The sequence below is a fragment of the Labrys wisconsinensis genome (genome assembly GCF_030814995.1).
GTDB lineage: Bacteria > Pseudomonadota > Alphaproteobacteria > Rhizobiales > Labraceae > Labrys > Labrys wisconsinensis.
In genome coordinates this window covers 47852-69605 of record NZ_JAUSVX010000025.1, presented here as the reverse complement: position 1 = coordinate 69605, position 21754 = coordinate 47852, and the positions used below count along the sequence as shown (strand labels likewise).

Annotated in this window: 23 protein-coding genes; 5 read left to right on the top strand and 18 right to left on the bottom strand. The window is 69.6% G+C overall.

Annotation, left to right across the window (positions count from 1 at the left end; translation table 11 throughout):
* Positions 1 to 927, top strand: a complete 927-nt coding sequence (locus QO011_RS38645) for an NAD(P)-dependent oxidoreductase (RefSeq protein WP_307284825.1) — start codon at positions 1 to 3, stop codon at positions 925 to 927.
* Between the two features lie 22 nt (positions 928 to 949).
* Here the strand turns inward: QO011_RS38645 and QO011_RS38640 are convergent, their stop codons facing one another.
* From QO011_RS38640 to QO011_RS38615, 6 genes are all read right to left on the bottom strand, one after another.
* Positions 950 to 1222 carry a hypothetical protein gene (locus QO011_RS38640; protein ID WP_307284823.1) on the bottom strand — a complete coding sequence of 91 codons (273 nt, stop codon included), beginning with the start codon at positions 1220 to 1222 and terminating at the stop codon, positions 950 to 952.
* An 82-nt stretch (positions 1223 to 1304) separates the two neighbouring features.
* On the bottom strand, positions 1305 to 2135 hold the full coding sequence (locus QO011_RS38635) for a transglutaminase-like domain-containing protein (protein ID WP_307284820.1): 831 nt from the start codon (positions 2133 to 2135) through the stop codon (positions 1305 to 1307).
* 37 nt (positions 2136 to 2172) lie between these two features.
* Complete coding sequence (locus QO011_RS38630; protein ID WP_307284817.1) at positions 2173 to 2373, bottom strand: hypothetical protein; 201 nt, start codon at positions 2371 to 2373, stop codon at positions 2173 to 2175.
* Between the two features lie 98 nt (positions 2374 to 2471).
* Complete coding sequence (gene groL, locus QO011_RS38625) at positions 2472 to 4097, bottom strand: chaperonin GroEL (protein WP_307284814.1); 1626 nt, start codon at positions 4095 to 4097, stop codon at positions 2472 to 2474.
* 45 nt (positions 4098 to 4142) lie between these two features.
* Positions 4143 to 4457: a co-chaperone GroES gene (locus QO011_RS38620; protein ID WP_307284812.1), complete on the bottom strand. Its 315-nt coding sequence runs from the start codon at positions 4455 to 4457 to the stop codon at positions 4143 to 4145.
* A gap of 141 nt (positions 4458 to 4598) precedes the next feature.
* The gene (locus tag QO011_RS38615) at positions 4599 to 4862 is read right to left on the bottom strand and encodes a DUF1488 family protein (RefSeq protein WP_307284808.1); all 264 of its coding nucleotides are present in this window, start codon (positions 4860 to 4862) and stop codon (positions 4599 to 4601) included.
* A 261-nt stretch (positions 4863 to 5123) separates the two neighbouring features.
* On the opposite strand from QO011_RS38615, the gene QO011_RS38610 reads away from it, so the two are divergent.
* Entirely contained in the window at positions 5124 to 5870 is a 747-nt protein-coding gene (locus tag QO011_RS38610) for an MBL fold metallo-hydrolase (RefSeq protein ID WP_307284807.1), read from the top strand.
* Positions 5871 to 5992: 122 nt separating this feature from the next.
* On the opposite strand, the gene QO011_RS38605 is transcribed toward QO011_RS38610, so the two are convergent.
* From QO011_RS38605 to QO011_RS38550, 12 genes are all read right to left on the bottom strand, one after another.
* Positions 5993 to 7249 carry an SfnB family sulfur acquisition oxidoreductase gene (locus QO011_RS38605; RefSeq protein WP_307284805.1) on the bottom strand — a complete coding sequence of 419 codons (1257 nt, stop codon included), beginning with the start codon at positions 7247 to 7249 and terminating at the stop codon, positions 5993 to 5995.
* Positions 7250 to 7273: 24 nt separating this feature from the next.
* On the bottom strand, positions 7274 to 8068 hold the full coding sequence (locus tag QO011_RS38600) for an ABC transporter ATP-binding protein (protein WP_307284800.1): 795 nt from the start codon (positions 8066 to 8068) through the stop codon (positions 7274 to 7276).
* A gap of 268 nt (positions 8069 to 8336) precedes the next feature.
* On the bottom strand, positions 8337 to 9680 hold the full coding sequence (locus QO011_RS38595) for an ABC transporter substrate-binding protein (protein WP_307284798.1): 1344 nt from the start codon (positions 9678 to 9680) through the stop codon (positions 8337 to 8339).
* Positions 9681 to 9729: 49 nt separating this feature from the next.
* Positions 9730 to 10758: a branched-chain amino acid ABC transporter permease gene (locus QO011_RS38590; protein ID WP_307284794.1), complete on the bottom strand. Its 1029-nt coding sequence runs from the start codon at positions 10756 to 10758 to the stop codon at positions 9730 to 9732.
* Positions 10759 to 10761: 3 nt separating this feature from the next.
* Complete coding sequence (locus QO011_RS38585) at positions 10762 to 11661, bottom strand: branched-chain amino acid ABC transporter permease (RefSeq protein WP_370882074.1); 900 nt, start codon at positions 11659 to 11661, stop codon at positions 10762 to 10764.
* Positions 11658 to 12611 carry an ABC transporter ATP-binding protein gene (locus QO011_RS38580; RefSeq protein ID WP_307284791.1) on the bottom strand — a complete coding sequence of 318 codons (954 nt, stop codon included), beginning with the start codon at positions 12609 to 12611 and terminating at the stop codon, positions 11658 to 11660. The genes QO011_RS38585 and QO011_RS38580 overlap by 4 nt, the downstream gene beginning before the upstream one ends.
* Before the next feature lie 8 nt (positions 12612 to 12619).
* Complete coding sequence (gene sfnG, locus QO011_RS38575; RefSeq protein WP_307284788.1) at positions 12620 to 13735, bottom strand: dimethylsulfone monooxygenase SfnG; 1116 nt, start codon at positions 13733 to 13735, stop codon at positions 12620 to 12622.
* A gap of 36 nt (positions 13736 to 13771) precedes the next feature.
* Complete coding sequence (msuE, locus tag QO011_RS38570) at positions 13772 to 14353, bottom strand: FMN reductase (protein ID WP_307284784.1); 582 nt, start codon at positions 14351 to 14353, stop codon at positions 13772 to 13774.
* 256 nt (positions 14354 to 14609) lie between these two features.
* Positions 14610 to 15605, bottom strand: coding sequence for a DMT family transporter (locus tag QO011_RS38565; protein ID WP_307284781.1), 996 nt, complete (start codon positions 15603 to 15605; stop codon positions 14610 to 14612).
* A gap of 556 nt (positions 15606 to 16161) precedes the next feature.
* Positions 16162 to 16572 (bottom strand): hypothetical protein, encoded by a 411-nt coding sequence (locus QO011_RS38560; protein ID WP_307284778.1) that lies wholly within the window; start codon positions 16570 to 16572, stop codon positions 16162 to 16164.
* 11 nt (positions 16573 to 16583) lie between these two features.
* Positions 16584 to 17213 (bottom strand): CDGSH iron-sulfur domain-containing protein, encoded by a 630-nt coding sequence (locus QO011_RS38555; RefSeq protein ID WP_307284775.1) that lies wholly within the window; start codon positions 17211 to 17213, stop codon positions 16584 to 16586.
* Positions 17214 to 17329: 116 nt separating this feature from the next.
* A complete protein-coding gene (locus QO011_RS38550) occupies positions 17330 to 18019 on the bottom strand; it encodes a GntR family transcriptional regulator (protein ID WP_307284772.1) in 690 nt (229 codons plus the stop codon).
* 68 nt (positions 18020 to 18087) lie between these two features.
* On the opposite strand from QO011_RS38550, the gene QO011_RS38545 reads away from it, so the two are divergent.
* From QO011_RS38545 to QO011_RS38535, 3 genes are all read left to right on the top strand, one after another.
* On the top strand, positions 18088 to 19236 hold the full coding sequence (locus QO011_RS38545; protein WP_307284770.1) for a mandelate racemase/muconate lactonizing enzyme family protein: 1149 nt from the start codon (positions 18088 to 18090) through the stop codon (positions 19234 to 19236).
* Between the two features lie 30 nt (positions 19237 to 19266).
* A complete protein-coding gene (locus QO011_RS38540; protein ID WP_307284766.1) occupies positions 19267 to 20550 on the top strand; it encodes an ABC transporter substrate-binding protein in 1284 nt (427 codons plus the stop codon).
* A gap of 279 nt (positions 20551 to 20829) precedes the next feature.
* Positions 20830 to 21747 (top strand): carbohydrate ABC transporter permease, encoded by a 918-nt coding sequence (locus tag QO011_RS38535; RefSeq protein WP_307284764.1) that lies wholly within the window; start codon positions 20830 to 20832, stop codon positions 21745 to 21747.
* Positions 21748 to 21754: the final 7 nt, after the last annotated feature.

Here is a 21754-nt window from a genome sequence, read left to right as displayed (position 1 = left end):
ATGAATTACGCCTTCGTCGGCCTCGGCCATCTCGGCCGCCCACTCGCCATGAGCTTGCGGCGCGCCGGCTTCCCGCTTGCCGTGCACGACCTCGACGCCGCCCGTGCCGAGCCGCTGCTCGCCGCCGGCGCCGCCTGGGCGGAGGGGCCCGCCGCGGCGGCGCGCCAGGCCGACGCGCTCATCACCTGCCTGCCCTCGCCCGCCGCCTCCGCCGCCGTGCTGGAAGCCGCCCTGCCGGCCTTGCGCCCGGGCGCGGCCTGGATCGAGATGAGCACCAACGACTTTCCCGTCATCGCCGCGCTGGCGGCGAAGGCCGCGGCCCGCGGTGTGGACACGCTCGCCTGCCCGGTGACCGGGGGCGTCCACAAGGCCGTATCCGGCGAGATCGCCATCCTGGCCGGCGGCCCGCAGCCTTTGTTCGAGCGTCACCGCCCGGCGCTGGAGGCGATGGGCGGGGCGGTGATCCGCCTCGGCGGCCTGGAGCAGGCGGCGGTGACGAAAGTGGTCACCAACATGCTCGCCTTCATCCACCTCATCGCCGCCGGCGAGGCGCTGATGCTCTGCGCGCGTGCCGGTGTCGACCTCGGCGCGGCCTTCGCGGCGATCCGCGCCAGCTCCGGCAACAGCTTCGTGCACGAGACCGAGAGCCAGGTGATCCTCAACGGCAGCTACGATATCGGCTTCACCATGGACCTCGCCTGCAAGGATGCCGGCTTCGCCATGGAGATCGGCCGAAGGCTCGGCGTGCCGCTGAAGCTCGCCGGGCTGATGGAGCAGACCTTCATCGAGGGCCGCGCCCGCTATGGCGGCGGCGCCTGGTCCTCGATGATCGTGAGGCTGCTGGAGGACGCCACCGGCACGCCGCTGCGCGCCCCGGGCTTTCCCGCGCGGCTGGGGGAGGGGACCGCCGGCACGCCGCCGGCCTGAGGCGACCGGCCGATGCCGCGCCTCACGATTTCGCGGCGGTCGCTGCGGGCAACGCCTTGCGGTCCAGGGGGAAGCTTTCGCTGTCGTAGAGCGTGCGGATGGCGCTGCCGGTGAAATCCTCGCTCTCGGTGCGGATGATGATCTGGCTGGGAGCGTCGTCCATGTCTTCGACCGCGCACTTGACGGCCAGGGCGAGATTGGCAAAGCGCCGATATTTCATCGGCGCCCGCCGCCAGCCGAGCTTGCGGACATTGGAGAACATCTCGGCTTCCGCCTGGAAATCGGGGCGCGTCATCGCCGCAGCATAGCAGCCCGGCCCAGCCGAATCCGATCTATTTCCGCATCTGCCGTCGCGCGCCCGGCGGACGTCCCGGGATTCAGGGGCCGGCCGCGGGCCGCGGCAGGTCGGCGACCTCGTAGGCCCAGACGCGGAACGATCTCAGCACATGCGGGCCGAACGAGTTGATCAGCGGGATGTCCGCCGCGTCCCGTCCCAGCGCGACGACGATGCGGCCGATGCGCGGCACGTTGTTGCGCGGGTCGAACGTCAGCCAGCGGCCGCCGAGATAGACTTCGATCCAGGCGCTGAAATCCATCGGGTCGACGATCGGCACGCCGATATCGCCGAGATAGCCGTTGACGTAGCGCGCCGGGATGTTCAGGCAGCGCAGCAGCGCGATGGCCAGGTGCGCATAGTCGCGGCAGACGCCGATCCGCTCCTGATACGCCTCGAACGCCGTGCGGGTGGCGCGGGCATTGTGGTAGCCGAAGGTGATGTGCCGGTTGGTGAAGTCGCAGACGGCCTGGACGCGGGCCCAGCCGGGGCCGACCTGCCCGAACAGGTCCCAGGCGATCTGGCTCAGCCTGTCGGTCTCGCAATAGCGGCTGCCCATGAGGTAGACGAGGCAGGCGTCCGGCAGGGCCGCGACCGGGATCTCCGCCGCGCTCCAGTCGACCGGGTCGGGCCTCCCGCCGTCCCAGATCGTGCCGTCGCCCCAGATCGAGAAGTCGCCGGCCGGCGCCACCATGCGGCGGCAGGTGTTGCCGAACAGGTCGCGATAGCTCGTGGTCGGCACGTTCGGCGTGGTGACCAGCTGCTCGGCCGCCCGCATGTCGGCGGCCCTCTCGTCACGCACCGCCAGCAGGCACACCATCGGCGTCGGCTGCGGGCAGGTGACGGTGATGTCGTAGCCGTATCGGATCAGCATGGGGCGGCCTGTCGAAGCCGGGCGTCTGGCCGCGCGGTCACCACGGCCAGGCGGCCGGCGCCCGCTTCTTCTTGGCCGGCTTGCGCACCGCCGGCTTCTTCGGCGGCGCGGCGCCCGCCGCCTCCCGTTCCTCTGCCTCCTTGGCGAGGCGAAGCTCGCGCAGGCGCGCCGTCCTGGCCAGCAGGACCTTGCGCTCGTTCAGAAGCTCCTTCGAGGCGTTCGAGTCTTTCGGGGCCACGGCGCATGTTCCTTTCGGCGGATGATAGGAGGGCGGGACGCCGCCCCCTTCTGGCGTCGCGGCGGGGAGGGGGCTGGCCGGTCCCCGCCGCGCCGCGCTCAGTACCCCATGCCGCCGGGGGCCGCGGCGGCCGGCGCGTCCTTCTGCGGGGCCTCGCCGATCATCGCCTCGGTGGTGATCAGCAGCGCCGCCACCGATCCTGCATCCTGCAGGGCGGTGCGCACCACCTTGGCGGGATCGACGATGCCGGCCTCGATCATGTTGACATAGGTCTCGCCCTGGGCGTCGAAGCCGGTGTTCGGATCCTTGGCTTCCAGGAGCTTGCCCACCACGGTCGAGCCTTCGACGCCGGAATTCTCGACGATCTGCCGGATCGGAGCCTCGAGCGCCCGCTCGACGATTCTGATGCCGGCGCGGATGTCGGAATTGTCGGAGGTGAGCTTGGCCACCGCCGCCTTGGCGCGCAGCAGGGCGACGCCGCCGCCGGGGACGATGCCTTCCTGCACCGCGGCGCGGGTGGCGTTGAGGGCGTCGTCGATGCGGTCCTTCTTCTCCTTGACCTCGATCTCGGTGGCTCCGCCGACGCGGATGACGGCGACGCCGCCGGAGAGCTTGGCCAGGCGCTCCTGCAGCTTCTCCTTGTCGTAGTCGGAGGTCGTCTCCTCGATCTGCGCCTTGATCTGCGCGACGCGGGCCTCGATGTCCTTCTTCTTGCCGGCGCCGTCGATGATGGTGGTCGTCTCCTTGTCGATGCGCACCCGCTTGGCCCGGCCGAGCATGTCGAGCGTGACGGTCTCCAGCTTGATGCCGAGATCCTCGGACACGACCTGGCCGGCGGTCAGCGTGGCGATATCCTCCAGCATGGCCTTGCGGCGGTCGCCGAAGCCCGGCGCCTTGACGGCCGCCACCTTCAGGCCGCCGCGCAGCTTGTTGACGACGAGCGTCGCCAGCGCCTCGCCCTCGACGTCCTCGGAGACGATCAGCAGCGGCTTGCCGGTCTGCACCACGGCCTCGAGCAGGGGCAGCAGCGACTGCAGGCCAGACAGCTTCTTCTCGTGGATCAGGAGATAGGCGTCCTCCAGCTCCACCGACATCTTCTCGGCATTGGTGACGAAGTAGGGCGAGAGGTAGCCGCGGTCGAACTGCATGCCCTCGACCACGTCGAGCTCGGTCTCGGCGCTCTTGGCCTCCTCGACCGTGATCACGCCCTCGTTGCCGACCTTCTTCATCGCCTTGGCGATCATCGCGCCGACGGAGGCGTCGCCATTGGCGGCGATGGTGCCGACCTGGGCGATCTCCTCGGACGACTGCACCTTCTTGGCGCGCGCCTCGATATCCCTGACCACCGCGAGCACCGCCATGTCGACGCCGCGCTTGAGGTCCATCGGGTTCATGCCGGCGGCGACGAACTTGGCGCCCTCGCGGATGATCGAGGCCGCCAGGACCGTGGCGGTCGTGGTGCCGTCGCCGGCGAGGTCGTTGGTCTTCGAGGCCACTTCGCGCACCATCTGGGCGCCCATGTTCTCGAACTTGTCGGCGAGCTCGATCTCCTTGGCGACGGTGACGCCGTCCTTGGTGATGCGGGGCGCGCCGTAGGAGCGGTCGATGATGACGTTGCGGCCCTTGGGCCCGAGCGTCACCTTGACGGCATTGTTGAGGATCTCGACGCCGCGCAGCATGGCGTCGCGGGCTTCACTGGAGAATTTGACGGTCTTGGCAGCCATGACGGGTGCTCCGATTGGTCTTGACGACGATTGCAGGGCGAGACGTCAGGCGGCTTTCGCAGCGGCCTTCGGCTTGTCGACGACGCCCATGATGTCGGCCTCCTTCATGATCAGGAGGTCCTCGCCGTCGATCTTGAGCTCGGTGCCGGACCATTTGCCGAACAGCACGATGTCGCCGACCTTGAGGTCGACGGGGATGAGCTTGCCGGCGTCGTCGCGGGTGCCCGGTCCGATGGCGACGACCTCGCCCTCCTGCGGCTTCTCCTTGACCGTGTCGGGGATGATGATCCCACCCTTGGACCTGTCGTCGCCTTCGAGGCGCCGGATGGCGACCCGATCGTGCAGAGGGCGGAATGTCATAGGGGGCCCCTTTCGGGCTGGGCGCGCATCGGCGCGCCGGTCCCTGTCTCTACGCTCTTTGGCACTCGATTGATATGAGTGCCAAGGATTTATTCTCGCAGCTGCGAAGGCGGGAGAGGCCCGCCGCCGCAGATCCCGTCCTCAGAAGTCCGGCGCGGTCAGGTGGTAGAAGCTCTGGCGCCTGCGGGCATAGGCCCTGGACGCCGCCTGCTGGATCCGCGGTCGGTTGGCATCGAACGCCTCCAGCAGCGCCACCTCCCCCGGCTGCGCCTGCGGGCTGATGACGCGCAGGGCGTCCTCGCCGACATAGAAGGCAATCTCGAAGGCCGAATCATGACCCCAGAAGCAGACGCTCTGGCGCGCCGCATCGTAGCTTCGGCTGGCGTTCGGGAAATTGAGCGGCATGGCCATCCTCCGGGCGAAGCATCATGCGCTGCAGCGCAGGAATGGCCGCCGGCGCTGCAACGCTCCCCGATGTCGACCGCATCGGCGTCGGCGTTTCCTGTGCCGGGTCGATGATACGGCATTGCCCGGCGGATTGCGACCGCGATGTCCCGCGGCCGGAAAACAGGCGGCACCGCTCTCTTCCGGGCTCTGCCCGATGCCTATGCCGGCGGCGCCCGGCCTGCTAAAGCGTTCCCTTAGGGCCGCGAGCGGGGGAGCGACATGACGAGCCTTGCGACCATTCCGGCCGAGGCCTGGTACGAGGCCATCCCCTTCGCCGACGGCGTCGCCCTGGTGCACGAGCCCTGGGTGCCGCCGTTCTTCCGCTGCAACATGTGGCTGATCCACGGCCGCGACCGCGACCTCCTGATCGATGCCGGGCTCGGCGCCGTGCCGCTGCGCCGCCACGTCCCGGCCCTGAGCGGGCGGCCGCTGACGCTGCTGCTCAGCCACACCCATTTCGACCATATCGGCGCGGCCGCCGAGTTCGAGGAACGCCTGGCCCACCCGGTCGAGGCGCCGATCCTGGCCCGGCCGACCAACGCGGCGACCCTGTTTGCCGACTATGCGTCCGGCTCGGGCGATGCGCAGATGTTCCTTGGCCTGCCGCCCGGCTGGGACGCGCGGGCCTACCGCATCGAGCCGGCGCCGGCGACCGCGCTGGTCGAGGACGGCGATCGCATCGACCTCGGCGACCGCACCCTCACCGTGCTGCACACGCCCGGCCATTCGCCGGGCCATGTCTCGCTGTGGGAGGAGAAGACCGGCACGCTCTTCGCCCAGGACGTGGTCTATGACGGCCCGCTGGTCGACGACTGCTATCACTCCGATATCGCCGTCTATGTCGCGACGCTGAAGCGCCTGCGCAGCCTGCAGCCGCGCATCGTCCATGGCGGCCATTTCGCTAGCTTCGGCCCGACGCGGTTTCGCCAGCTGATCGATGCCTATGTCCAGGCGAAGGGGGGATAGGGGGAAAGGCGTTCTCCGCTGCTCGCCTCACGGCTGGAGGCGCGACGCTCGTTTTTCCCCTCCCTTGTGGGGAGGGAAAAACCGCCGCCGCGCCCGACGCTTCCCTGCTCCCTCGCGCCCCCTCAGCTCCAGGCGTGCAGCGGCGGCTTGACGCCGTTGAGGGCGTAGTTGCCGAGAATGGCGTATTTCCAGCGCACCGGATCGTGCAGGGTGTGGGTGCGGGCGTTGCGCCAGTGGCGGTCGAGATTGTGCTCGGCCAGGGTGGAGCGGGTGCCGGCGAGCTCGAACAGCTTGTTGGTGGCGGCGATGGCGATCTCGGTGCTGAGCACCTTGGCCTCGGCCACGGCGATCTGGGCCTGCGCCACCGTCTCGGCGTTCGGCTCGGCCACGGCGCGGTCGACCGCCCGGCCGGCGGCATCGAGCAGCGCCTCGGCGGCGTGCAGGCGCAGCGTCAGGTCGCCGACGGCCTGGATCGTGTAGGGATCCTGCCAGGCGTGCTCGAGGCCGCTGTCGATCCAGGGGCGCGAGCCGGTGCGCACGAAGGCGATGGTCTCCTCGATCGCCGCCTTGGCGATGCCGGTATCCACCGCCGCCTGGATGATCTGGAAGATGGCGCCGTCCGCGGTCGGCCGGTCATAGCCCTTGTAGCCGGGCACGAGATGGGTCTTGGGCACCTTGACGCCGTCGAGCACCACCGTGCCGCTCAGCGTCGTCTTCTGGCCGAAGCTCGACCAGTCGTCGATGACGGTGAGGCCGGGCGCGTCGCGCTCGGCGACGGCGTACCAGGCGCGGCCCTCGCCGTCGAGCGCGACGATCGGCACGAGATGGGCGAGCAGCGCGCCGCTGGAATAGAACTTGCGGCCGGTGACGACGACGTGGTCGCCGGCATCGGCGAACCGGGTCTCGAAGTCGGCGGCGCGCTTGGAGCCGAATTCGGAGAAGGCGTTGCCGAAGCGGGTGCCGTGCAGCACCTCGGCGAACAGCAGTTTCTGCTGCGCCTCGTCCGAGACGGTGCGGATGGCGGCGACCACGCCGAGATGGTTCTGCGGGATCTGGCCGAGCGAGGGATCGGCGGCGGAGACGATGGCGATCACCCGCGACAGCGTGACGTAGGAGACCTCCGGCCCGCCGAAGCGCCTGGGCACGTTGATCGACCAGAGCCCGCTCTGGGAGAAGGTGTCGAGCTCCTCCACCGGCCAGCGGCGGGTGCGGTCGCGCTCCGAGGCGCCCTCGGCGAAGCCTTTTGCCAGGCGCTCGGCGACGGCAAGGGCCTCGGCGTCGTCGGCGATCACATGCGCCGGCCGGGTCGGGCGCGGCACGCCGGGCACGCCGGCGAGCGGGGTCGAGGTGGCGGGATCTGCGGTGCTTGCGATGGTCATGTGGTCTCTCCAGGGGTCAGCGTGTCAGGGCAGCGTCGGCTCGACCGCGCGCAGCCGGGCGCCCGCGATCGAGCCCTCGCCGAGGTAGAAGGTCTTGATGTCGTCGCGTGCGCGCAGCTCCGCCGCGCTGCCTTCGAGCACGGCGGCGCCGTTCTCAAGCACGGTGGCGCGGTGGGCGTGGCGCAGGGCGATGGTGGAGTTCTGCTCCGCCACCAGGATCGACAGGCCCTCCGCGCGGTTGAGCGCCACGAGCGCCCGGAAGATGCCCTGCACCACCAGCGGCGCAAGGCCCATCGAGGGCTCGTCGAGCACGAGCAGCCGGGGGCGCGACATCAGGGCCCGGCCGATCGCGGTCATCTGCTGCTCGCCGCCTGAGGCGAGCCCCGCTGCGGTGGCGCGCTTGTCCCGGAGGCGCGGGAACAGGGCGTAGACGCGGTCGAGGTCGCGGGCGATGTCGGCCCGGCCGGAGCCGCGGCCCAGCCCGCCGGTCACGAGGTTCTCCTCGACGGAGAGCGATCGGAAGCAGTGCCGGCCTTCCAGCACCTGCGCCAGGCCGAGCCGGACGAGGTCGGCCGGGCCGGTGCGCGCCACGTCGTGGCCGTCGAACCGGATGCGCCCGGCGGTGACCTTGCCACGCTCTGCCGGCAGCAGGTTGGAGACGGCCTTCAGCGTCGTGGTCTTGCCCGCGCCGTTCGCCCCGAGCAGCGCCCGGATCTCGCCCTGGCGCACCGTCAGGCTGACGCCGTGCAGCGCGACGATCGCGTGGTTGTAGGTCGCCTCGATGCCGTCGACGGTGAGGAGGGGGGTGTCGTTGGGCATGGGATGCTCCTGAGGGCAGGAAGGACCGAGACGCTGGCGGCCTGTGGGTCGTGCACGAGAACCTCGCCGTCATGGACGGACTTGATCCGTCCATCCCAGCGCGATCGAATTCGATCGCGCGGCGACCGCGACGATTGCCGTGTTCACGTGACGACGGCCGGAGCCTTCCATGGCGCTGCCGGTGGTCGCGTGGATGGGCGGATCAAGTCCGCCCATGACGCGGAGAGGTTCGCGTGCCCGGCGACTGAACCCCCGCGGCGAGATATCCTCAGTTCGTCACCCCTTCCGCATCCGCCGCGGTGCGCAGCTTGATGCCGTGCTGGGCGGCGTAGGCTTCGGACGATTTTTCGATGATCGGGCGCAGCAGGGCCCAGTCCGGTGCGATCCAGTCCGACACCACCTTCCACTTCGACCCGTCCCACTGCTGGAAGGTGACGTAGCCGTCGCCCTCGTGGTTGTCCCAGGTGACGTTGATGGAGTGGAACAGGTCCTTGGCGCCCAGCGCCTCGACGCGGGCGGGATCGAGCTTCAGGTGCTCGAAGCCCCAGCGCACCTCGTCGCCGGTGAGGGTGCGGTGGCCGAAGCGCTCCTGGGCGATGCGGATCGCCTCGACATTGAGGATGCCGTTGACGATGCCGAGATTGTGGTAGACCGAGCCGATGCGCTTCTTGTCCTCCAGGTTGCCCTTGCCGGCGCCGTAGACCGTCTTCACGATCTCCTGCACGACGGGGTAGGTGTTGCCGGAGGCCTGGGTGGTGATGGCGGTGTAGCCCTTGGCGGCGTCGCCGGCCGGGATCACGTCCTCCTCGGAATTGGACCAGACGTTGCCGACGATATGGTCGGCGGGAAAGCCGACCTTCTGCGCCGTCTTGAGGGCGACCGGGTTCATCACGCCCCAGCCGCGCAGCACGACATAGTCGGGCTTGGCCCGGCGGATGGTCAGCCATTGCGACTGCTGCTCGTTGCCGGGATGCGGCACCTCGATCTGCTGCACGTCGAAGCCGTATGTCTTGGCGAGCAGCTCGTAGATCGGGATGGTTTCCTTGCCGTAGGGCGAGCCGTGGTAGAGCACCACGATCTTCCGGCCCTTGAGATTGTCGAGGCCGCCGACCTTGCCGGCGATGTAGTTGATGATGCCGGAAGTCTCGCTGTAGGGGTTCAGCAGCAGCGGGAACACGTAGGGGAAGACGCGCCCGTCGGTGGAATCGGTGCGGCCGTGGTTGATGGTGATCAGCGGCACCTTGTCCTGCGTGATGCGGTCGATCATGGCATAGGCGATGCCGACCGAGAGCGGGTTCCAGGCGGCGATGCCCGGCCGGCTCTTCAGGCGCTCGTAGACTTCGACGCCGCGCTCGACCTCGTACTGGGTCTCGCCCTCGTCCCAGGTCAGCTTGACGCCGTTGACGCCGCCGTCGCGGATGTTGATCAGGTTGAGATAGTCGATGAAGCCGCCGAAGAAGCCGGTGCCGCCGGCGGCATAGGGGCCGACGCGGTAGCTCTGCAGCGGGAAGAACTGCTCGTCGGCGAGCGCCGGCGACAGGGCCGGCAGGGCCCCGGCGAGGGCGAGCGAGGCGCCGAGGGCGGCGGCTCGCAGGGACGACAGGATCGGCATGGACGGACTCCGGGCGTTGATCGGGGTGAAGTTTCGATTTTTCAAAGAGTTAGGGACTTCGTGACAGGCGTCTGCCCAGCCGGTCCCACAGGGCGGCGAGGCCGTCCGGCTCGGCGATCAGGAACAGGATGATCAGCGCGCCGAGCACGATGCGCTGGCTCATGTCGAGCACGCCGGAATCGAACAGGCCGCCGAAGACGGCGCTGCCGAGCCGCGAGAGGATCAGCGGGAACACCACGATCAGCGCCGCGCCGAGGAAGGCGCCGCGGATCGAGGCGAGGCCGCCGATGATGATGATGAACAGGATCTGGAAGGACCGGTCGAGATTGAAGCCGGCCGGCTCGACCGTGCGGAGATAGGCGAAGGCCCAGAGCACGCCGGCGACGCCGATGATGAAGGAGGAGACGGCGAAGGCGAGCAGCTTGGTGCGGAGCACCGGCACGCCGATCACCCGTGCCGCGAGCTCGTTGTCGCGCACGGCGATGAAGTTGTGGCCGGTCGGCGTGCCGACCAGGCGCAGGGCGAAGGCGGTGAGCGCCACCACCACGGTGAGGGCGAAGAGATAGCGCCCGACCGGGCCGTCGAAGGCGAGGCCGAACAGGGTCAGCGGCGGGGCGTCGATGACGCCGGAGGGATTGTCGTTGGAGAACCAGCCGAACTTGGTCAGCGCCCATTGCACGAAGAACTGTGCCGCCAGCGTCGAGACGGCGAGGTAGAAGCCGCGCAGGCGCAGGCTCGGCAGGCCGAAGACGAGGCCGATCGCCGCGGCCGCCAGGCCGGCGAGGACGAGGCTGGCGAGGAGCGGCAGGCCCTCGACCCGCAGGTTGACGTTGTAGGCGGCGAAGGCGCCGACCGCCATGAACGCCGCCGTCCCCAGCGAGAGCTGGCCGGCATAGCCGGTGAGCAGGTTGAGGCCGAGCGCGGCGAGCGACAGGGCGAGGAAGGGGATCAGGATCGCCTCGAAGAGATAGCTCGAGCCGACCAGCGGCACCACGCCATAGGCGAGGGCGAGCAGCAGCGCCGGGCCGAGCCAGGCGGGCAGGCGGCGGAGGGGACTCGCGGCATCGCGGCTCGCCATCGCTCAGGCCCTCTCGACGCGTTTCTGGCCGAACAGGCCGGCCGGGCGGATGAGCAGGAAGGCGAGCGCCACCACATAGGCGAACCAGCTCTCGATGCCGCCGCCGAAGAACGGGCCGACATAGACCTCGGCGAGCTTCTCCGAGGCGCCGATGATCAGGCCGCCGACGATGGCGCCGAGGATGGAATCGAAGCCGCCGAGCACCAGCACGGGCAAGGCCTTCAGCACCACCAGGGAGAGCGAGAACTGCACGCCGAGCCGCGCGCCCCAGAGCAGGCCGGCGACCAGGGCGACCACGCCGGCGGCGGTCCACACCGTCGCCCAGATGCGCGGCAGGCGCAGGCCGACGGCGAAGGCGGCGAACGGGTCGTCCGCCACCGCCCGGAAGGCGAGGCCGGTGCGGGTGAAGCGGAAGAAGGCGGTGAGCAGGCCGACCATGACCGCCGCCACCCCGGCGGCGAAGAGGTCGAAGGTGGAGACGAACACGCCCGAGATCTCCAGCGGCGTGTCGTCGATGCCGAGGTCGAGGCCGTGGACCTGCGTGCCCCAGAGGAGTTGCGCCGCGCCCTCGATGACGTAGGAGAGCCCGAGCGTCGCCATGAACAGGGTGATCGGCGGCTTGTTGACCAGCGGCCGCAGCACCGTGCGCTCGATGGCGATGCCGAGCAGCACCATGGCCGCCGACGTAAGCGCCAGGGCGAGCGCGAAGGGCACGCCCCGCTCCACCAGGCTGACGAAGGTCAGCGCCGCGAACAGCAGCATGGCGCCCTGGGCGAAGTTGAGGACGCCCGAGGTCTTGTAGATCAGCACGAAGCCGATGGCGACGAGCGAGTACATCACGCCGGAGAGCAGGCCGCCGACCAGGACCTCGGTGAAGAAGGCGAAGTCGATGTCGCCGATCACGCCGCCCTCCCCGCGTCGTTGCGGGCGTCGTCCCGAGTGTCGCCCTCCTCGTCGTCTTGATGGGCGACGCCGAGATAGGCGTCGATCACCGCCGGGTCGGCGCGCACCGCGTCCGGCGTGCCGTCGGCGATCTTGCGGCCGTGGTCGAGCACGGCGACGCGGTCGGAGAGGCCCATCACCACGCCGATGTCGTGCTCGATCAGGATCACGGTGGTGCCGAAGCGCTCGCGCGCCGCGCGCACGAAGCCGCTCATCTCGCGTTTCTCCGTCGCGGTCATGCCGGCCATGGGCTCGTCGAGCAGCAGGATCCTCGGCTCGGCCACCAGGGCGCGGGCGAGCTCGACCCGCTTCTGCAGGCCGTAGGGCAGGGTGCCGACCGGCCGGCCGCGCACGCCATCGAGATGCAGGAACTCGATCACGCCGAGCGAGCGCTCGAGGGCGTCGGCGCGCTCGCGCCGGGCTCGGGGCAGGCCCAGCACCTGGCCGACCACGCCGGACCGGCCGGCGGCGACGCGGCCGGCGGCGACATTGTCGCGCACGCTGAGGCCGGGGAACAGGGCGAGGTTCTGGAAGGTGCGGGCAATGCCGAGCCGGGCGAGCCGCTCGGTCGGCACGGCGGCGAAGCTGCGGCCGCCGAGGCGCACCCGGCCGCGATCGGGACGGTAGATGCCGCTGATGACGTTGATCAGCGAGCTCTTGCCGGCGCCGTTCGGGCCGATGACGGCACGGATCTCGCCGGGCTGCACGGCGAGGTCGACCCCGGTGAGGGCGGCGACGCCGCCGAAGGCGAGGCTGATGCCGTCCAGGGCCAGAGCCGGCTCTCCGCCCGGCGCGGCAGCCGTCGGAACCTCGGCGGCGGGCGAGGCGAAATCATCCGCCGCGACGCCGAAGGCGGCCCCGGCCACGACCATCTCCCATTGCATGCCGAGAGGTCCCAGGGCCTCGATCATGGCTGGCCTCACTCGGCCGCGACGGCGAGCGGGCGCTCTGCCTCGAGCTGGCGCACCAGCGGGATGACGTGCTTGCCGAAATGCTCGACCTCCTCCTGGAAATGCAGGAAGCCGAGCAGGATCAGGTCGGCGCCGGCGGCCTTGAGGGCGAGGATGCGCTCGGCGATCTGCTCGGGCGTGCCGATCAGGTTGGAGCGGAAGCCGTCATTGTACTGGACGAGGTCCTCGAAGCCGGACCTGGCCCAGTTGCCCTGGCCTTCCGGGGAAGCCTTGCCGGCATTCTTGACCTCGTGGCCGAAGGCGTTGACCGCCTCCGGATCGGCCTTGTCGATGATCTCGGCCAGCACCCGCCGCGCCTCGGCCTCGGTTTCGCGGGCGATGGCGAAGGCGTTGACGCCGATCCGGACCGAATGGTTGTTCGCCGCCGCCTTGGCCCGGATGTCGTCGACCTGCTTGGCGATCTCCTCGGGCGTGTTGCCGTTGGTGAAATACCAGTCCGACACGCGCGAGGCCATGTCGCGGGCGGCGCGCGAGGAGCCGCCCTGGAACACCTCCGGCTGCGGGTCGATGGGCTTGGGCTTCAGGCTGTAATTGCTGAAGCGATAGAAATCGCCGCGGAAGGTGAAGTTGTCCTCGGCCCAGATGCCGCGCAGCGCCCGGATGAACTCCTCCGAGCGCCGGTAGCGCTCGTCATGGTCGAGCCAGGGCTCGCCGATGGCGGCGAACTCGCCGCGGAACCAGCCGCTGACCACGTTGACCGCGACGCGCCCGCCATAGAGGTTGTTGATCGTGGCGATCTGCTTGGCCGCCACCGCCGGGTTCCACGGCCCGGGCAGCAGCGCGGCAATCACCTTGAGGCGTGTTGTGGCCGCGAGCAGGGCCTGGCTGAAGGCGACCGGCTCGTGCTGGAACTCGGCGCCATAGCCGGCGGTGAAGCGGATCTGGCTCAGCGCATAGTCGAAGCCGCTGGCCTCGGCGATCTCAGCCAGCTTCCTGTTGTAGTCGATATCCCACCCGGTGCGCTGCTCGATCTTGCTGATCACCAGCCCGCCCGAGACGTTGGGCACCCAATAGGCGAACTTGACCGGCTCGCGGGCAGGGGACAGGGCGTTGGTCAGGGTCATGGCGGCTCTCTGGTGTGGCGTTGGTTGGGAAAGGCCTCAGCCGGCGGCGAGGACCGGGCGCCGGTCGGCTTCCTCCGCGCCCGGCCGCCGGCCGACCTGCTCCAGCGCCTCGCCCACCGCCCGCTCGATGCGCTCGGCGATCCTGGGGCTGGCGAGGCGGTGTCCGTCGAAGTCGGCCTCGACGGCGTAGATCGTGGTCGGCAGCGTCAGGGCGTTGAGGAAGCCGAACAGGGGCCGGAGCTGGTGCTCGGTGACGAGACCGTGCAGCGGCGTGCCGCCGGTGGCGGCGAGCAGCACCGGCTTGCCGGCGAAGGTGGCGTGGTGGACGAGGTCGAACAGGTGCTTCAGCGCGCCGGTATAGGAGGCGCGGTAGACGGGCGTGCCGACCACCAGGAGGTCGGCCTGCTCCACCGCGCGGACGATGGCGCGCGCCTCGCCCGCCACCCGGTCCCAGGTGAGGGCGGAGAACAGATGCGGCGCCGCATCGACCAATTCGATCAGCCGCGGCGTCAGGCCGCTGCGCGCCTCGAGCCGGTCCAGCACCGCCCGCACCAGCGCGGTGGTGCGCGAGGGCCGCGTCACGCTGCCGGAGACCCCGACGATGGCAAGCTCGCTCATTCCGCACTCCCTCGGCCGGCATGGGCGGCACAGAGAGTCATAGGTGCTTATAGTCTATAAAATCAATAGACTATATTGTGCGTTCTTTTCCGGTGAAGGAGAAGGATCTTCCCGTGCCGGAACGGCAGAACGGGGCGGATGTTCTCCGGCGGCGGCGAGCGTTCGACGCGATGTGGGGCGGAGCCTTTCGCGGCAGCCGCAGCTTCAAGCTTCCCTGTGCCGCCTGCGCAGAAGGGACGGGGCCAGGCGGCCGCCGTCACATGTCGGTTCCGGTCCCCGAACGGCACGCGGGAGCCCTCTCCGGCCGCGTCCTCGATGCCAGACGGGCACCCAGGACGATCAGCGCGGCCCCCACGCAGGTCGTGACGAGAATCGGTTCGGCCCAGACGGCACGCCCGATGATCGCGGCGAACACGATCGACATGTAGCTCCAGGTGTTCACCTTGTCGCCGGGGGCCAGGATGAAGGCCTTGGCATAGAAATATTGGCCGGCAATGATGAAGGCGGCGGTGACGCCGATCTGAACGAGCTCGATCGCACGCGGCGTCTGCCATGTCCATGGCAGCGGGACCGCCGCAAGCACCACCGCGAAGAGCGAGAAATAGAACATCTGCCGCTGCGCGGGCTCCGTCGTCGACAGGGACCAGATCACCAGCGCGGCGGCCGCGCCGCCCACGGCGGCGAGGAGGGCGGCCAGATCCCCGATCGACATCCCCAACCGGCCGGGCGGAATGACGAGCGCCACGCCGGCGAAGCTGATGACGACCCCGATCCAGACGCTGCGATCCGACAGCCTGCGAAGCACCACCAGGGCCAGCACGGGCACGAAGACGGGGCCCAGCGACTGCAGCACGACCGCATTGGCGAAGGGAATGGTTGCGATCGCGTAGAAGTAGGTCAGCAGCGCGCCGTAGGTGAAGACGGAGCGCAGGACGTGCAGCCCGAGCCGCTTCGTCGCGATCCCACCCTGGGGAGGCCGGAGGGCGCACCACGCCCCCATGATCAGGAAGCAGAACAGATTGGTCCAGAACACGAGGGCGGAGGTGTTCATGGCGCCCGAGGCGAAGCGGGCCGTGGCGGCGCCCGACGCGAACAGCAGGGCGGCAACGAGCATGCACGCGATGCCGTCGCGGATCGGCCTGCCGGCCTGCCCCGCAAACGTCCTCGACCACCCCGAGGATCGGGCGTCCCGCCTTGGGGCATGGCACCAGCGGCGGCCCCAGGGGTCGTCCTGAAGATCGATGCTCGACATGCCGGAGCCCTCGCGCATCCTGCGGGCGGGCAGGACACGGGGCACCATAGGCTCGGGCTGCTGACGGCATCCTGTCAGCAGTCTCGAAGGGCAAATGTCTTGCCGCGTCACGCCGTACGCGGCAAGACATAGGTCGGCGTTCTTCGCGGCGCCGCTGGTGGTCGCGTGGATGGCCGGGCCAAGCCCCATAGGCGCTAAGTTAAGAACGCAGTAGCCAGTTGGGCGCGACGTCGATCGATCCCCTCCCCCTTGTGGGGAGGGGTAAGGGGTGGGGGTCCATCAGGATATGTCGAGACCTATGCCCACGACCCCCACCCTTTATCCCTCCCCACAAGGGGGAGGGAGGGCACAGGCGTCGTGCAAATCTTACAAAGGCGCGTCACGCACAGCGCGATATCTGCCTCCCGGTAGACCTTATCTTAGCGCCTATGGGGTCAAGCCCGGCCATGACGGAACGGTTGCGGCTAGGACGACGACGGTCGCGGGTGGACCTGCCGTCGTCGAGAAACGTTCGGCCACCCGCTGCCTCGGGGCAGGGCCGGCTTCGCACGAGGCGCTAGAAGAACCCGCGCAGGAACGCCGCCGTTTCCTCCGACACGCCGACGATCTTGTTGGTCGACTGCCGGTAGAACTTGAAGTTGAGCTCGGTCTCGGGCCGGCCGTCGCTCCAGTCGCCGAAGCGCTTGAGCTCGGCCCGCCCCAGGGGCCGTGTCGCCGCCGCGGTGCGTCGCGCGGCGATGCTCACCCGCGGCGTCTGCCGCTCCACGTCGGGTATCCCTGCCACCGCCTCTGCCGCCGTCACCACGGCCTGCGCCACGAGGCCGCGGCCGCCTTGGGTCTCGCTGGCGAACACGAACAGCGTGTCGCCGGCGGCGATGTGCGTGCCGCCGTACATCGTCTTCGCCGCCGTGAAGACGAAGGTCTCCGCGTCGGGCTCGTGCAGCTCGGCCTTGATGGCGAAAGCCATGGATCCCTTGCCTAGCCGACGAACCCCGCCCTCTTGTGGCTGCCGTCGCAATAGGGCTTGTTCCCGGAGTGGCCGCAGCGGCACAGATAGGTCTCCGTGACCCGGTTGACGGTGCGCCCCGTGCCCGAGACCACCTCCAGGTTGCCGACCACCCGCAGCGGCCCGTTGGTCAAGGGCGTGACGGTGAGCGGGCCGTTCCGCGCCGCCAGCGGCTCGGAGGCCTGCGTGGCCGGCTCGCCCGTGGCGGTGAAGCCGGCAGCGCTGTGGCTGCCGTCGCAATAGGGCTTGTTGGCCGAGGCGCCGCAGCGGCAGAGCGTCGCCCGGGTCGCCTGGTGCTCGCCGACGACCAGCGCCGCGTTCACCGCGAGCGGCCCGTTCTCGCGGATGCGCGCGGTGTTGACCAGCGGCGCCGTCTCCTCCGGCCCGCCGTCGAGCCGCTCGATCCGGATGGCGCCGGAGGGGCAGTTGTGCGCCAGCCGCTCCAGGTCCTCCACCGCGGCCGCGTCCGGATGGATCCAGGCGCCCTTGACGTTCGGCACGAACACGTCGGGCCGGTCGAGCACGCAGCCGCGCGAATGGATGCACAGATGTCCGTCGAAATGCACGACCGCGTCGCGGCCGCGAACGATCTCCACTGCCATGGCTTCCTCCCGCCTCGCCGGCTTCCGACCTTGCGGGGGGATGATGGCACGGGAACGGCGGGAGCGCAGCCTGGAATCGTTCAAAAACTTGGATCGGCGCGCACCCGCCGCTCGCCTCAGTACAGCCCCATGTGCCGCTGCAGCGCATTGGTGAAATGCGTCTGCAGGGCCGCCTGCGCCTCGGCGGCGTTGCGGCGGCGGCAGGCCTCGATGATGGCGAGATGCTCGCGGATCGAGCGCAGCGCCAGCGGCGGCGTGATCTTGCGGTCGAGCCGGAGGATCCGGAGATAGTTGTGGATGCGCCGGTAGCTGGTCTCGATCAGCGGGTTGCGCAGGCTGGCGATGATGGCGTTGTGGAGCATGTCCTCCAGCGTCTCCAGCCCGTCGCGCAGGGGCGGCGTCAGCCCCTCGCGCTCGATCGCCTCCAGCGCCGACCGGTGGCTGCGCTCGACCGCGGCCATGTCGGCCTCGTCCGCCGTCTCGGCATAGACGGCGACCGCCGCCGCCTCGACGATGCCGCGGAACTGATAGGTCGCCCGCGTCAGCTCCAGGCCGGGCTTGACGAACTCGATGCCGGACCGCGGGTGGATGGTGACGATGCCGTCGGCCTCGAGCACGCGCAGCGCATCGCGCAGCGGTGCGACCGAGACGCCCGTCAAGGTGACCAGCTCGCTCTGCGACACGAAGGCGCCGGCCGGCAGGCGACGCTCGAACAGGATCTCGAGGATGCGGGCATAGGCGATGTCGCTCAACCGCCGCCCGTCCGGGCTCGCGAGGTCCTCCGGCGCATCCCTGGCTGTCGTCACTTGCGTGCCCTCGTCGTCTGATCTATTAATAGCACAATCTGATATATCAACGCCAGACCCTGATCGATATGCGCATCGCGGAATTCCGTCTCACCCGGTTCCAGTTCGCCCGCGACCGCGTCATCGGCGACAGCCAGGTGCGGGCGGACGACGCCAACATCGCCGCCCTCGAGCTGGTCGACGCGCAGGGCCGCATCGGCCTCGGCTTCGCGCAGAGCCTGTTCCGGCCTCTTCCAGCCCTGGCCGAGATGGTCCGCGTCTTCCGCGACGAGGTCTGGCCGGGCCTGGAAGGCGAGCCGCCGCTCGGCCTGGTGCATCGCGTCGGCCGTCCGCGCGGCGGCAACCAGCGCGGCTTCGGCCTGCCCTTCGAGGAAGCGGTCCAGGTGGCGCTCTGGGACCTCGCCGCCAAGCAGGCCGGCCTGCCGCTGCACCGCCTGCTCGGCAGCCGGCGCGACCGGGTGCGCGCCTATGCCTCCGGCCTCGACTTCCATCTCGACGATGCCGCGTTCGCCGCGCTGTTCGCCCATGCCGACGCGCAGGGCTACCGCGCCTTCAAGATCAAGGTGGGCCATCCCGACTTCGAGCGCGACCGCCACCGGCTCGACCTGCTGGTCCGCACCGTCCGTCCCGGCGCCGAGGTGATGATCGACGCCAATGAGGCCTGGGGCGCCAAGGAGGCGCTGGTCAAGCTCGGCGCCCTGCGCGATGCCGGCGCCCGCCTGCTCTGGGTCGAGGACCCGATCCTGCGCCACGATTTCGAAGGGCTGCGGCTGCTGCGCCAGGGCGCGCCGTGGACGCTGATCAATTCGGGCGAATATCTCGATGCCGCCGGCAAGCGGGCGCTGATGCTGGCCGGCGGCACCGACATCCTCAACGTCCACGGCCAGGTCACCGACGTGATGCGCATCGGCTGGCTGGCGGCCGAGCTCGGCATTCCCGTCAGCCTCGGCAACACCTTCCTCGAGGTCGGCGTGCACATGGCCTGCGCCCTGCCCGAGGTGGAGTGGCTGGAATATTCCTTCCAGAACTTCGACCACCTGGTCGAGCAGCCGGTCGAGATCCGCGACGGCTGGGCCCATGCGCCGGACCGCCCCGGCCACGGGCTGGTGCTCTCGGAGGACGCCCGCCGTGCCTGGTCGCGGCCCGAGGTGCTGCCGCGGGCGGCGCTCGGGCCGCCGCCGGACAATCCGCGCGTCGCGATGCGCGGGCAGGGCTGAACAACGACAACAACCTTTCGGAGGAACGCCATGACGAGCCTGAAGCCGATCATCGGCCTGACGCCGGTCGTCGCGCTGGCCGCGATGCTGGCCGCCGCGCCGGCCCTCGCCGAGGAGATCACGGTCTGGGACTTCAAGAGCGGCGACCCCAACCTCGCCAGCTATTTCGACACGGTGAAGAGCACCTTCGAGGCGGCCCATCCCGGCGTCACCGTCAGCTATGTCATGCAGCCGCACGACCAGTACTACACGCTGCTCGGCACGGCGCTCGCCGCCGATGCCGGCCCCGACGTCTTCCTGATGAACGGCGGCGCCCAAGCCAAGGCGCGCCTCGGCTCGCTCCTCAGGCTGGACGACAAGGCGCCCGACCTCGTCGCCAAGCTGGCCGGCCGCGAGGAGTTCCAGGGGCCGGACGGCGGCCTCTACGCCCTGCCGATCACGCTGCAGGGCTTTGTCGTCTACTACAACCGCAAGCTCTATGCGCAGGCCGGGCTCGATCCCGACAAGCCGCCGACCACCTGGGCCGGGCTGCAGCAGGTGTGCGAGGCCTTCAAGGCCAAGGGCGGGGTGCCCTGCTTCGTCATGGGTAACAAGGAAGGCTTCGGGGCCGAGTTCTTCTTCTCCGCCGTGGCGGCGACGTCCCTCACCGCCGAGCAGCAGGCTGACTTCGCCGCCGGCCGGCTGAAATGGTCGAGCCCGCCGATCAAGGCGATCCTGCAGGCCTGGGTCGAGACCGGCAAGGCGGGCTGGTACCAGCCGGGCGCCAACTCCACCGCCAAGTTCATGGACGAATACGAGATGTTCATGCGCGGCGACGGCGCCAACACCATCGGCCTCCTCTCCGACGTCGCCCACTGGAAGCAGTTCGGCGAGATGATGGGTGTGGAGGCCGTCGGCGTGTTCCGCCATCCCTCGCCGACCGTCGCCGCCGACAAGCGGGAGGGCGATCCCAAGATCCCGGTCTCCGGCGGCATCGGCTACGGCGTCAACCGCAATTCCGGCAAGCGCGACCTCGCGGTCGACCTGGTGAAGACCTTCGCCTCGGCCGGCCCGATCCGCACCTTCGTGCACGATGCCGGCGTCGTGCCGGCCGACACCACGGTCACGCTCGACGGCCTCGACAATCCGGCCCTGAAGCAGATCCAGCCCTGGCTCGCGAGCGCCGCCGCGCCGACCGCCCACGCCAATTCCTCGGCGGCGGAGCTGGAGGAATGGCACCGCCAGAGCCAGCGCCTGCTCAACGGCGAGACCTCGGTCGATGCCGCCGCCGCCGCGCTCGACGCGGTCCAGGCCAGGGCCAAGCCGCAGATGTAGAGCGCGGAGTCCCTTTCCCGGCCGAAGAGGGGGCGGCAAGCGAAGCTGGTTGTCCTGTCAGGCCAATGGTTCAACCAGTGCGCGTCATGGACGGGCTTGTCCCGTCCATCCACGCGAACTCAACATGAGCCTGTGGTCGCCACGAAATCGAATTCGATTTCGCTTGGGATGGGCGGGACAAGCCCGCCCATGACGACCAAAAGTTGAGCCTCAAGAATGGTTTACAAGCGTAGTGCGTATAGAGCTTCCCGCGGACGTCTTTGCCCTGGTCGAGTCCACATGCCGCCAGCCAACCTCAGCCGAGCCGCCCTCCCATCCCGGAGGGCCGCAGCCGCCCACCGCGCCGAGTGGCGCTTCGCCTATCTCTGCCTGCTGCCCGCGCTGCTGCTGGTCCTGGTCTTCCGGGCCTTCCCGCTGGCCTGGGGCTTCGTACTCTCCTTCACCGATTCGACCGGCATCGGCCCGGCGCGCTTCGTCGGCGCGGCCAACTACGCGCAGGCCCTCGCCGATCCCACCTTCCGGGCTTCGGTGGTCAACACCCTGTTCCTGCTGGCGACGCTGCCGGTCTGGGTGGCGCTGCCCATGGTGCTCGCCATCCTGATCCATCAGGGCGTGCCCGGGGGCAGGCTGTTCCGCGCCGTCTATTTCTTCCCTGCCGTGCTCTCCAGCGTCATCATCGGCTCGATCTTCAACGTCGTGCTGCGCTTCGACGGCAGCCTCAACGCGCTCCTGAAGCTGGTCGGCATCTCGGCCGTGGACTGGCTCGGCGATTCCTCCACCGCCCTCGCCAGCCTGATCGCCGTGCAGTTCTGGTCGACCTTCGGCATGGGCGTGCTGATCTTCCTCGCCGGCCTCTCCACCGTGCCGCAGGACATGGTCGAGGCGGCGCGGCTCGACGGCGCCGGGCTCTGGCAGACCTGGCTCTACGTCATCGTGCCCTCGCTGCGCCCGATCATCGAATTCACCGCCGTGGTCACCACCATCGGCGTGCTCACCTCGATGTTCGGCCTGATCTACGTGCTCACCGCCGGCGGCCCGGGCACGGCGACGACCCTGCCCGAGTTCCTGATCTGGCTGGAGCAGGGCAAGCTCAACCAGCCCGCCTATGCCGCCGCTCTCTCCATGATGCTGTTCGTGATGATGGCCGGGCTCGCCTGGCTGCAGATCCGCATCATGGCGCGCAACGCCGAGATCTGAGGCGGAC